This window comes from Hyphomicrobium denitrificans ATCC 51888 (assembly GCF_000143145.1).
GTDB classification, from domain to species: domain Bacteria; phylum Pseudomonadota; class Alphaproteobacteria; order Rhizobiales; family Hyphomicrobiaceae; genus Hyphomicrobium_B; species Hyphomicrobium_B denitrificans.
This window is the reverse complement of sequence record NC_014313.1, coordinates 1,188,724-1,200,656: the sequence shown is the minus strand read 5'-3', so window position 1 is coordinate 1,200,656 and position 11,933 is coordinate 1,188,724. Positions and strand designations below refer to the sequence as shown.

Below are 11,933 nucleotides of genomic sequence, written 5' to 3'. Positions count from 1 at the left end.
CTGCCTGTTCAGTTGGTGCGGACCGACTGGTCCTTCGCCGTCGCTGCTTCGGCTGTCGCCTGCTGAGGAGCAACCTTGACGCCCGGGCGCACGCGCATCAGGCCATTGACGATGACGGTATCATCGGCCGCAAGGCCTGCGGTGATGACCCTGAGGCCATCGACGACCGGACCGAGCGTCACGTACTTCGGCGTCGCGACATCATCCTTGCCGACAGCGAGAACATACTTGCGCACCTGCTCGGTGCCGATCGCGGTATCAGGCACGAGCAGAGCCTCGGCCGGCGGAGATGCCGAAAGCCGGATGCGGCCGAACATTCCGGGCGTCAGCTTGCCGTCGGCGTTTGCGAAGACGGCGCGCCCACGGATTGTCCCCGACGCTCGATCGATGACGTTGTCGACGAAATCAATCTTGCCGTTGTGCTTGAAATCCTGCTCGTCGATGAGCTTCAGCGACACGGGAAGCGTCATGCCGCGATCAACGGAGTTCGCCTGCGATCCCGACGCTGCGCGCAAATAACGGAGATAGGACTGCTCATCCATCGTGAATTCGAACCGGATCGGATCGACGGAAACGATCGTCGCGAGAAGCGTCGTCGTACCCGCGGAACCTCCGCTGACGAGATTGCCCGTGGAAACGCGGCGATCGCCGATACGGCCGGAAACCGGTGCTGCGAGTTCGGTGAAATCGAGATCGAGCTGCGCCTGGCGCGTTGCCGCCTCCTGCGCCGTCACATTGGCTTCCGCAACGCGCATCGTCTGCACGCGCTGATCCAAGGTCTGTTGCGTGATCGTCGTGCCGCGCACGAGACTTTCGCCGCGCTTCAAATCGGCTTCCGCGAAGGCGAGGTTCGCCTGCGCCTGCGAAACCGCGGCTTTCGATTGATCGAGCGCAGCCTGAAATGGGCGCCGATCGATCGTGAACAACGGGTCGCCCGCTTTCACCATCTGGCCGTCGGTGAAATGAATCTTATCGAGATAGCCCGAGACGCGCGCACGAACCTCGACGAAATCGACAGCAATGAAACGGCCGACATACTCGTCGTAATCCGAAACGAGCTTCTTAACGGGCTTGGCAACTGTCACGACGGGCGCGGGGGGAGCGGCGGCCGTCTGCGCATTCGACTTCTCCTCGCCACATCCGGACAGACCGAAGGCGACCAGCAGCGTCGACGTTGCGATGATGGCGGATCTGGTAAACAGCTTGAATCTCCGTCTGTCTGACTTTGCCGGTGGCTGCATCATTGCCGGAGCACCAGATGCGTTTTTTGTTGACGGCGCCCCATACGCATCGCCGCATCGCGTGACGTCTCGCAGGCCGAGAGCTGCATTGCCAAAGAAGCAAATGACAAGGAACTGCGAGTCATGATACTTGTTACCGATCGGTAACGCGTAGGTACCGACCGGTAACATCCTCGTCAAGGGGCCATGAACACACTGCAGATCAACAGATTGCGCATGGACGGCTCTCCGGAGCTCGCGGAACTGCCGCCGCGAGAGCGTATCATGGTTGCGGCACGCGACCTTTTTTACCGGTACGGCCTCCACCCCGTTGGGGTCGATGCCATCGCCGAGACCGCTCTTACCAATAAAATGACGCTCTATAGGCATTTCAAATCAAAGGACGATTTGATCGTCGCCTACATCAAACGGCTCGCAGACGAAGGCGACGAGGTCTGGGAGCGCATTATTTCCGAGAACTCCGGAAACCCCGAAAAGTGCCTCGATGCGTGGGTCGATTACGTCGAGGACGTCCTGACCAATAAGCTCGAACGCGGCTGCGCCATCGCCAATGCAGCCGTCGAACTCGACGCCGAGCATCCCGCGCGGGCCGTGATCGAGGCTTATAAGAGCCGCAAGCGCGCCAATCTGGTAAAACTGTTCAAGTCCGCGCGCTACCGCGAACCCGAGCTTCTCGCCGACGAAGTGTTTCTGCTGTTCGAGGGCGCACGGATCAACATTCAGTGCGGCAAGAAAGGTCCAGCCTCGCGCCTCGTCCGGATGTTGCGCAATTTGCTGGCGGCAGCGCCTCGCCTTCCGGCGTCAAAAGTCCGCCGAAGCCCGACGATTGCGTGAGAAAACCTGCCGCAATTTCACAACCCGTTGATTTTGAACAAGTATAGCAACCACCTATATATTCCAATGAGGCCGCGCGCATCTTGCGTAGCGGATGACTTGCACGACATGCTGGTGTAGCATCGGGAAGGTTTGGCAAACGCCAAGGACCGTTTGCTTGGCGATCTCTATCCTGGACAAAGAGGTAGCATGCGCAGCATAGCGATCCGGTCGGCAACATTGGCACTGCTTGGCATGGCGTTGGCGTTTGCAGCGCCGAACTCGCGCGCTGCCGACGACACAGCCATTTGGGACGGAATCAAAAGCGCCACCTTCGGCAGCCGCGATCTCTTGGACGGCGCCGGAAAAGTGAAGCTCGAGGCGCCTTATCGCGCCGAAGACGCCTCGACGGTGCCGATCACCATCCGCCTCCCCGCCGAGTTCGCGAAGGACGTCAAATCGCTGACGTTGGTCATCGACAAGAATCCTTCGCCCATCGTCGCGACATTCAACTACGGCGATGCAGCCGGGACCGGCGAACGGGTTCTCGCGACGCGCGTCCGTATCGATCAATATTCCGACGTGCGCGCCATCGCCGAGACGGCCGACGGCAAGCTCTACATGACATCGAGCTTTGTGAAAGCCTCGGGAGGCTGCTCGGCGCCGGCTTCGAAAGATGCCGAGGAAGCTGCCAAGTCGATGGGCAAGATGAAAATCCGAACGGCATTCAAAGATCCTGATGCAGCAGCCGTCCAGGAAGCCGAGGTCATGATCCGGCATCCCAACAATTCCGGACTGCAAATGGATCAGGTGACCGGCCTCTACACGCCGGCGCATTTTGTCGACAAGATCGAGGTTCGCACCGGCGACAAACTCGTCTTCGCGATGACGGGCGGAATTTCGATCAGCGAAAATCCGCACTTCCGGTTTTCGTATCAGGGCAATCCGACCGACGTCATGAGCGTGCACGCGGAAGATTCTGAGGGCATGGCCTTCAACGGCAAGTCCACACCGAGCCAATCGTAGCTTTCACGCCCACGGTCCATGACCGGTAAATTTTCAGACAGTGATCTGACGCCAATTGCAGGCGGTGGTCTTTTAGACCGCCGCCTTTTGCTTAAGCGCGGCGCACTCTTTGCGGTCGCCGCGGCGGCGACCGCCGAACCCGCGCGAGGCGATGCCGCGAAACCGGCGCAAGCTGAAGACTTCGCCGATCCGGCTTGGCTGCACCGGACAGGTGGCGCGTTCACCAGCTACGGCACGCCCTCGAAGTATGAAAAATATGTCGTCCGCAACATCGGCGGCAATCGCGAACCCGCTGGCGATGGCGTCTCTTGGACGCCGCTCGAAGATCTCGAAGGCATCGTCACGCCGAGCGGATTGCATTTCGAGCGCCATCATAACGGCGTGCCTGATATCGACCCGAAACAGCACCGCCTCGTGATCCACGGCCGCGTCCGTCGGGAACTTATGTTCACGATCGAAAACCTTCTCCGTTATCCGATGCGGTCGCAATTTTTGTTCATCGAGTGCGGAGGCAACAGCAACGCCGGCTGGCACGAAGAACCCATACAGCGCTCCGTCGGATCGTTTCACGGTCTCGTCTCATGCTCGGAATGGACGGGCGTACCGCTTTCCATTCTCCTTGACGAAGCGGGCGTCGATGAAGGCGCGTCCTGGGTCATCGCCGAGGGCGCCGATGCCAATCTTTTAAACGTCAGCCTGCCGCTCTCAAAACTCATGGATGATGCCATCGTCGGGCTCTATCAAAACGGCGAGCGCCTGCGGCCAGAGAATGGCTATCCTGTCCGTCTTATCGTACCGGGTTGGGAGGGCATCACGAATGTCAAATGGCTTCGGCGATTACACGTCACCGACCAACCCTCCATGACACGCAACGAAACGGCGAAGTACACCGAGTTGCTTCCCTCGGGCATCGCGCGAATGTTCACGTTCGTGATGGACGCGAAATCCCTGATCACATCGCCGTCGCACGGCCAAACCCTCGAGGGACCGAACGTCTATCAGATCCGCGGTTTCGCATGGAGCGGACGTGGCAAGATCGTCAAAGTCGAAGTCTCGGCGGACGCCGGCAAATCATGGGCGGATGCCCTTCTCGATGAGCCGGTGATGACACGCTGCTTCACGCGCTTCCGCATGCCTTGGCATTGGAGCGGACAGCCCGCAATTCTCAAGAGCAGGGCAACCGATGAAACCGGCTACGTGCAGCCCGAACGCGACGTTCTTATCAAGGAACGCGGGCGCAACGGATACTTCCACTACAATGCCATCGTAAGCTGGGCCGTCGACGAGGACGGAGCAGTCACCCATGTCTACGCCTAAGCTCACAAAGCTCTTCATGTGTCTTGCATGCGTGGTCATCGCGACCGACGCGGAGGCTCAAAGTCGCGCGCAAGCGCCGCAGCTCGGAACGCCGATGTCGAAGGCTGACGTTGCCAAATGGGACATCACGGTCTTTCCGGATGGTCGCGGCCTGCCTTCCGGCCACGGCACGGCGAAAGAGGGCCGAGCCATCTACGTGCAAAAATGTGCAAGCTGTCACGGCGACCAAGGTCAAGGCGCAACTGCGGAAGACCTCGTCAGCGGCCCAATGCCGCCGACGGCTGGCCATCCGAACAAGGCCATCGGATCCTACTGGCCCTACGCAACGACGATCTTCGATTATCTCCGGCGCGCGATGCCGCCTTCGGCGCCGGGCTCTCTGTCGTCCGACGAACTGTACGCACTGACGGCTTATCTTCTCGCGGCCAACAAGATCATCTCAGAAAGCGATGAAATGGACGCACTCTCTTTACCGAAGGTTGAGATGCCGAACCGAAATGGTTTCGTCCCCATCGACGCCAAGAAGTGAGCCGCCGAAAGCATTTGCACTGTCATAATCGGCGCCCGCCGCGCCGCAACGCTCCCGCAGCTCTCGCCCAATCGGCTAACGTCTTTGAATTAGTATTGAAATACCCGCCGACGTGCCCTATTTCCGGCCCCCAGCGATGCCGCCCAGGCGGCGGATCAAAACAGGAGCGGACGAGTGGACAACGTACTCATCATCGGGGCTGGCGCGGCGGGTTCGGTCGTTGCGAAAAAATGCGCGATGAACCGCGACGTTTTCAAGAAGATCCATCTTGCCTCGCGCCGCATCGAAAGCTGCAAGAAGGTCAAGGCCGAGTGCGTCTCGCCGATCGATATCTCGCAGGTCGATGCCGACAACGTCGCAGAGACGGTTGAGCTTCTCAACAAGGTCAAGCCCGACCTCGTCATCAACATGGCGCTTCCGTACCAGGATCTGCCGATCATGGACGCCTGCCTCGAAGCCGGCGTCAACTACATGGACACGGCGAACTACGAGCCGCGCGAAGAAGCGAAGTTCACGTACAAATACCAGTGGCCTTACCACGACAAGTTCAAGGCCAAGGGCCTGATGGCCGTTCTCGGTTGCGGTTTCGATCCCGGCGTGACGAACATCTTCTGCTCCTATGCGCAGGAGAAGCTCTTCGACGAGATTCACACCATCGACATCATCGACTGCAACGCCGGCAGCCACGGCAAAGCCTTCGCGACCAATTTCAATCCGGAGATCAATCTCCGCGAAGTGACCCAGCGCGGCAAATACTGGAAGAACGGCGAATGGATCGAGATCGACCCGCTGTCGATTTCGACGATGATCGACTATCCGGAAGTCGGGCCGGTCAAGTCCTACCTGATCTATCACGAGGAAGAGGAAAGCCTCGTCGAGAACATCAAGGGCCTGGAGCAGATCCGCTTCTGGATGACGTTCTCCGACAACTACATCAAGCACCTCGAAGTGCTCGAAAACGTCGGCATGACGCGCATCGATCCCGTCATGTACAAGGGCAACCCCGTCATTCCGATGGAATTCCTGAAATCGCTCCTGCCGGAGCCGTCGTCGCTTGCCGAGAACTACACCGGAAAAACGTCGATCGGCGTCGTGCTGAAAGGCGAAAAGAAGGGCAAGAAAAAGCGCTACATGATCTGGAACGTCTGCGACCACGCCGAGACCAACAAGGAAGTCGGCGCGCAGGCCGTGTCGTATACGACCGGCGTGCCGCCCGTCGTCGGCGCCATCATGATGTTCCGCAAGGAATGGAAGGGCAAAGGCGTCTTCAACGTCGAGCAGTTGCCGCCCGTCCCGTTCCTCGAAGAGCTTGGCAAGCAGGGCCTGCCGTGGCACGTGGAAGAGATCGAGAAATCCGATCAGAAGAAGCTCTTTGCCGTCGAGACCTGATGAGCGAAGCCGACATTCTCAGCGTTCGCAACGACCTGACCGGGCTCGTCATCTCGGTCGTGTCCGTTAGCTTCGGAATGATTTCGGCTTATATTGCCGGGCTCTGGCTGTTTCTGCGCGAGGCCCCGCTCTCGCTCCGGCTTCTCGCGTTCGCGCTGCTGTCGTGCGGCTTGGCCTTCATGGGGGCCGTGACGGCAGGCTTGAACGGTCTCCTGATCGGCACCGATCACGCCTGGGCGAAGTTGACGGCGCGCGCGACGGACATCGACAATTTCGGCGATGTCCGGCCGCCCTGGCTATATGGCTTCAGTCTTTACGAAGCTTCCGCCGGGCTCGGTGCGTTGGCATTCGGCGCAATCTATATCGCGCTCGCGTATCTGACGTTCGTCTACAAATGGCCCGGCACGACCGCCGGCCCCGTTCGCGTTACGAATTAGCGCGAGTTCGAACTCGAATTGGTGGCAGGATTGGCAGAGACCTCAGAGATTCTGGTGCAGTCGTCGGATTGGGTGCAGAGCATCGCAACGCCCTCGTACGTGCTCGACATGGCGGCGCTCAAGCGCAACCTCGCGCGCGCGGCCGAGATCAAGCGCGAAGCCGGTTGCAAGATTTTGCTCGCGACGAAGGCCTTCGCGCTCCCCGCTGCCTTCCCCGTGATGCGCGAAGTGCTCGACGGCACGACGGCCAGCGGTGAGTACGAAGCCCGCCTCGGCCACGAGGAATTCGGCAAGGAAGTGCACGTCTATTCGCCGGCCTATGCACCGGGCGAAGTCGAACGTCTGACAAAGCTGGCGCAGCACATCTATTTCAACTCGCCGGAGCAGATCGAAAAAAATCTCGCGACTTTGAAAGCGCATCCGAACGTCAGCGTCGGCCTCCGCATCAATCCCGGCTACTCCAACGCGACTCTCGGCGGCGCGCTTTACGATCCGTGTGCGCCCTACTCGCGCTTCGGCGCAACGCGCGAGATGCTCGACCGCGTACCGTGGGAGCACGTCGGTATCCTTCACGCGCATTCGCTCTGCGAATCCGGCGACGCCGGATCGGTCGGTCTCATCGAGCACGTCGCCCGCGCGTTCCCGGACTATATCCGCCGTGTCGATGCGGTGAACTTCGGCGGCGGCCATTTCATCAACAAGCCGGGATACGACATCCAGAAACTGATCGCGGCGATCAAGGCATTCCGGCGCGAATTCAATGTCGAAGTCATTCTGGAGCCCGGCGCGGGTCACGTCGTCGATGCGGGCTATCTCGTCGCGACCGTTCTCGATCTTCATCACAACGAGAAAGACATCGCGATCCTCGACGCTTCGGCGTCAACGCATATGCCGGACGTACTCGAAGTTCCCTACACACCCTCGATCGTCGGCGCCGGTGCACCCGGCGAAAAACCGCACTCCTATATTCTCGGCGGCAAAACCTGCATGACCGGAGACATCATCGGCGAATATTCCTTCGACCGGCCGCTGAAGCCGGGCGATCGGCTCGTCTTCACCGACATGATGCAATATTCCTTCGTCAAGAATAACACGTTCAACGGCGTCCCTTTGCCGGACCTCGCCGTCCTGAACGAAGACAACACGTGCACCGTGCTCCGCGCATTCGGCTACGATGAATTCCGTCGCCGCCTCGGCTGAGTTCGCGGGATAGCCATCCGCCGGACGATTAGTTATTGTCGCCTCGATCGTCCGGCGAACCCAATCCGAAGCAATTGCCGGCGCCGGGGCGCACATGAAATCAGAACATCCTAAGCCAGTTCTTCTCGCTGATTACCGCGCGCCCGAATACCTGATCGATACCGTCAACCTCGACATCGCGCTCGATCCGACAAAAACGCGCGTCGTCTCGAAACTGTCGATCCGCCGCAATCCGCAGTCGAAAAGCACCGCTAAAGCGCCGCTGAGACTCGACGGCGAATTGCTGCATCTCGAAAGCATTTCGCTCAACGGCAAGAAGCTGCGTCGCCCCGCGTATGCAATCGACGACACCGGCCTGACGATCGCGTCGCCGCCGAAAGAGCCGTTTACGCTTGAAGTGACGACGGTCGTAAATCCCGAGAAAAATACGGCGCTCCAGGGAATCTATCTGTCGCGCGGTGTCTATTGCTCGCAATGCGAAGCGCAGGGCTTCCGCCGCATCACCTATTTCCTCGACCGGCCGGATGTTCTCGCGCGCTACACCGTGCGCCTGGAAGCCGACGTCGCAACAGCCCCTGTCCTTCTCGCCAACGGCAATCCCGTGGCGCGAGCCACGCTCCCCGGCCGCAAACGTCACTACGCCGTTTGGCACGATCCGCATCCGAAGCCGTCCTATCTGTTCGCGATCGTCGGCGGCGATCTCGCTCTTTTGGATTCGACCTTCACGACCAAGTCGGGCCGCAAGGTCGATCTCGGCATCTACGTCGAGCATGGCAAGGAAGCGCGCGCGCATTGGGCGATGGATTCTCTCAAGCGCTCGATGCGGTGGGATGAAACCCGCTTCGGCCGCGAATACGATCTCGACGTCTTCAACATCGTCGCCGTGTCCGATTTCAACATGGGCGCGATGGAGAACAAGGGGCTCAACATCTTCAACGACCGCCTGATCCTCGCATCCGCCGAAACGGCAACCGACACAACTTACGAATCGATCGAAAGCGTCGTCGCGCACGAGTATTTTCACAACTGGACCGGCAATCGCATCACCTGCCGCGACTGGTTCCAGCTCTGCCTCAAGGAAGGTCTGACCGTCTATCGCGATCAGGAATTTTCCGCCGAAAGCCGCAGCCGCACGGTGCAACGCATCACCGACGTTCGCCAACTGCGCGCCCTGCAATTCCCTGAGGATCAGGGCCCGCTCTCGCATCCCGTGCGGCCGGACACCTACATCGAGATCAACAATTTCTATACGGCGACGGTCTACGAAAAAGGCGCCGAAGTCGTGCGCATGATCGAGACGATCCTCGGGCGCGAAAAATTCCGCGCCGGTATGGATCTCTATTTCGAGCGCCACGACGGACAGGCCGTCACCATCGAAGATTTCGTCGCGTGCTTCGCCGACGTGAGCGACCTCGACTTTTCACAATTCATGCGCTGGTACACGCAAAGCGGAACGCCAGAACTTGTCTGCGATCTGACGTTCGACCGCCGCAAGAAAGCCGCCGAACTTACCGTGCATCAGACGCTGAAGCCGTCGCACGGCAAGGCAAAGAAACAGCCGCAGTTCGTGCCGCTGGCAATCGCCCTCCTCGGCGAAAACGGCAACGAAATGGATTTTACCGTCGAAGAGGGTAAGGAAATTCGTCCAGGCGTTCTCGCCATCACCGACCGCACGACCAAGTTCCGTTTCGGCAACGTCACCTCGCGGCCCGTTCCTTCGCTGCTTAGGAATTTCTCGGCGCCGGTCAATGTCACGATCGCGCTCTCGGACGACGATCTCGCTTTCACGATGCATCACGACAGCGACCTCTTCAATCGCTGGCAGGCGAGCAACAAATACGCCGCGCGCAGCATCCTGACTTTGCTCGACGCGAAACGGCCAAAGCCGCTTGTCGCCTCCAAGGCAGCGAAGTTCGCCGCGGCGCTGGAGCACGCGCTGCGCAATCCTGACCTCGACGACGCCTACAAGGCCGAGCTCCTGAAACTCCCCTCCGTTGCCGACGTATCGCGCGAGAAATCCGTCCGCGTCGATCATGCGGCGATTTTCGAAGCGCATCGCGCCTTCAGCGGCGCGGTCGCCGAAAAGCTCGCCGACACGCTGGACGACGTTTACGCCCGCACCTCGAACGGTCGAAAATTTTCACCCGACGCCAAAAGTGCCGGTCGGCGTGCACTGAGGAATGCTGCACTGTCGCTGATGACGATGCGCGGAATGGACGAAGATTACACTCGCCTCGAAACGCACTATCGCAAATCCTCGAACATGACGGACGCGGCGCACGCTCTCGTCCTCATCGCCGGGGTGGACGCGCCGGCGCGCGAGAGCGTCATTCAGCACTTCTTCGAGCGCTGGAAAGACGATCATCTCGTGATCGACACGTGGTTCTCAGCGCAGGCGCAGTCGCCCCGCGCCGAAACGCTGGATGACGTCAAGGCGCTATGCACACATCCGCTTTTCAAGATCACGACCCCGAACAAGGTCAGAGCGTTGATCGGCGCGTTCGCGATGGGCAATCCGTTGCAATTCAACAGGGCCGACGGCGCGGGATACGATTTCCTCGCCGAGAAAGTTTTGGCGATCGACGCCCTCAATCCGCAGGTCGCATCGCGCATGCTCGGGGCATTCCGAAGCTACCGTTCGCTCGAGCCCAAACGCAAAAACCGGGCGAAAGCGGCCTTGAAACGAGTTGCAGACGCCACGCACCTCTCGCGTGACTGCCGCGAGATCGTCTCCCGCATGCTTGAAGACTAAATCGCGACGCCAAACATGGCGTCATGATTTTGCTCAATGCCACGCTTTCGAGATTTGATTCTCTGCCGATTTTTTCTCCCTCGACAGGTGAGTCGCAAATCGGTGATTGTCGAATCAATGGCACGCGGCACCGATTCGGTTCCGGCCAGGATTGGGGCACTTACAAAATTCGGCAGGGGAATTGGAAGATGGCGCGGACTTGGTCCGTTCCTCAACGGGGGAACTTTGCCAGCTTGACCGCAGACCGGACGCGCGCACACGCGCTGTCCCGGACACTGCTACAGGCAAGCCGCCGCGATATCCGGCGCGCCCCGCTGCTGATGGTGTCCGCTCTGCTGACGGTGATCGGCATTGCTGTCCTGAATATTGATTCGCAATCGTTGGGAACGATACTGCTCGTAGCTGGCGCGGGGCTGGCTGGCGCTCTTATCCTGTGTTCGGGAGAGAACTCGGACGCCTCGACGGGCCAGATCAAAGCCGCGCGCCAACCCGAAGCTACCCGATTCACCGAACTCCTTGCCAAGCCCCAGTCAAGCGCAGGCATCGACCGCGCTGCCTGGGCGAAACTCACCGCTCACATGAGCCACGAACTTCGCACCCCGTTGAATGCGGTTCTCGGCTTTTCCGAACTGATGTCGAAAGAAGTCTTCGGCCCCCTCGGATCGAGCGCCTACGGCGACTATGCTCGCGACATCCATGCCAGCGGCCGCGTGCTGTTGAAATCGGCGGAAGACGCCCTGGCCATTACAGCCCTCCTGACGGCCCCCTCTCACAAGGGAACGCCGCAGTCCTGCCAGCTCAAATGCATCGTCGATGAGGCCTGCGCGTTCGCCGCCTGCGATCTCGAAGCTCGCGCCATCACGATCGATTGCGATGTCAATGCCGACCTCGCGATCATCGGCGACCCTCAGGCTGTTCGGCAGATGCTGATCAACCTTTTGGCTCAAGTATCGCGCAATGCCTGCTCGGGCGCCGTCGTCCGCATCGATGTGCGAACCACGAACGACACCGCCGAACTCTCAATCAAATTGTCTGGTCAGGAATGCACCTGCGCCGCGATCGACGAAGACTTTCCCATGATCCTCGCACGGACGCTGTGCGAGCTTTCGAATGCCGAGCTTCGGGTCGGCAACACGCCTGAAGGCGTTCGCTCGTGGTCCGTGCAATTCATTGCAGCGACCCAGAATGACCTGTTCTCGGGACGCGTCTGACCGCACGCAAACTCTTCG

The 11,933-nt window shown here is 59.9% G+C and carries 10 protein-coding genes; 9 read left to right on the top strand and 1 reads right to left on the bottom strand.

Features of this window, described 5'->3' with window-relative positions; genetic code table 11:
* Positions 1 to 8: 8 nt before the first annotated feature.
* Positions 9 to 1,244, bottom strand: coding sequence for an efflux RND transporter periplasmic adaptor subunit (locus HDEN_RS05700; protein ID WP_245256741.1), 1,236 nt, complete (start codon positions 1,242 to 1,244; stop codon positions 9 to 11).
* A gap of 183 nt (positions 1,245 to 1,427) precedes the next feature.
* Between HDEN_RS05700 and HDEN_RS05695 the strand changes: the two genes are divergently transcribed.
* The 9 genes from HDEN_RS05695 (at position 1,428) to HDEN_RS05655 (ending at position 11,915) form a co-directional block, all read left to right on the top strand.
* Complete coding sequence (locus HDEN_RS05695; protein WP_013215177.1) at positions 1,428 to 2,075, top strand: TetR/AcrR family transcriptional regulator; 648 nt, start codon at positions 1,428 to 1,430, stop codon at positions 2,073 to 2,075.
* Between the two features lie 189 nt (positions 2,076 to 2,264).
* Positions 2,265 to 3,080: a quinoprotein dehydrogenase-associated SoxYZ-like carrier gene (locus HDEN_RS05690; RefSeq protein WP_013215176.1), complete on the top strand. Its 816-nt coding sequence runs from the start codon at positions 2,265 to 2,267 to the stop codon at positions 3,078 to 3,080.
* An 18-nt stretch (positions 3,081 to 3,098) separates the two neighbouring features.
* On the top strand, positions 3,099 to 4,397 hold the full coding sequence (gene soxC, locus HDEN_RS05685) for a sulfite dehydrogenase (RefSeq protein ID WP_013215175.1): 1,299 nt from the start codon (positions 3,099 to 3,101) through the stop codon (positions 4,395 to 4,397).
* On the top strand, positions 4,384 to 4,926 hold the full coding sequence (locus HDEN_RS05680; RefSeq protein ID WP_013215174.1) for a c-type cytochrome: 543 nt from the start codon (positions 4,384 to 4,386) through the stop codon (positions 4,924 to 4,926). The genes soxC and HDEN_RS05680 overlap by 14 nt, the downstream gene beginning before the upstream one ends.
* Before the next feature lie 174 nt (positions 4,927 to 5,100).
* Positions 5,101 to 6,315, top strand: coding sequence for a saccharopine dehydrogenase family protein (locus HDEN_RS05675; protein ID WP_013215173.1), 1,215 nt, complete (start codon positions 5,101 to 5,103; stop codon positions 6,313 to 6,315).
* A complete protein-coding gene (locus tag HDEN_RS05670) occupies positions 6,315 to 6,752 on the top strand; it encodes a hypothetical protein (RefSeq protein ID WP_013215172.1) in 438 nt (145 codons plus the stop codon). Before HDEN_RS05675 ends, HDEN_RS05670 begins: the two co-directional genes overlap by 1 nt.
* A 30-nt stretch (positions 6,753 to 6,782) precedes the next feature.
* The gene (nspC, locus tag HDEN_RS05665; RefSeq protein WP_245256740.1) at positions 6,783 to 7,952 is read left to right on the top strand and encodes a carboxynorspermidine decarboxylase; all 1,170 of its coding nucleotides are present in this window, start codon (positions 6,783 to 6,785) and stop codon (positions 7,950 to 7,952) included.
* 94 nt (positions 7,953 to 8,046) lie between these two features.
* Positions 8,047 to 10,704: an aminopeptidase N gene (gene pepN, locus HDEN_RS05660; protein ID WP_013215170.1), complete on the top strand. Its 2,658-nt coding sequence runs from the start codon at positions 8,047 to 8,049 to the stop codon at positions 10,702 to 10,704.
* A gap of 233 nt (positions 10,705 to 10,937) precedes the next feature.
* Positions 10,938 to 11,915, top strand: a complete 978-nt coding sequence (locus HDEN_RS05655) for a sensor histidine kinase (protein WP_245256739.1) — start codon at positions 10,938 to 10,940, stop codon at positions 11,913 to 11,915.
* Positions 11,916 to 11,933 lie beyond the last annotated feature (18 nt).

Excerpts from the sequence above, each read along its gene's own strand:
- pepN (WP_013215170.1), top strand. The coding sequence starts at position 8,047 with ATGAAATCAGAACATCCTAAGCCAGTTCTTCTCGCTGATTACCGCGCG.
- soxC (WP_013215175.1), top strand. The coding sequence starts at position 3,099 with ATGACCGGTAAATTTTCAGACAGTGATCTGACGCCAATTGCAGGCGGT.
- HDEN_RS05690 (WP_013215176.1), top strand. The coding sequence starts at position 2,265 with ATGCGCAGCATAGCGATCCGGTCGGCAACATTGGCACTGCTTGGCATG.
- HDEN_RS05680 (WP_013215174.1), top strand. The coding sequence starts at position 4,384 with ATGTCTACGCCTAAGCTCACAAAGCTCTTCATGTGTCTTGCATGCGTG.
- HDEN_RS05670 (WP_013215172.1), top strand. The coding sequence starts at position 6,315 with ATGAGCGAAGCCGACATTCTCAGCGTTCGCAACGACCTGACCGGGCTC.
- HDEN_RS05700 (WP_245256741.1), bottom strand. The coding sequence starts at position 1,244 with ATGATGCAGCCACCGGCAAAGTCAGACAGACGGAGATTCAAGCTGTTT.
- HDEN_RS05695 (WP_013215177.1), top strand. The coding sequence starts at position 1,428 with ATGAACACACTGCAGATCAACAGATTGCGCATGGACGGCTCTCCGGAG.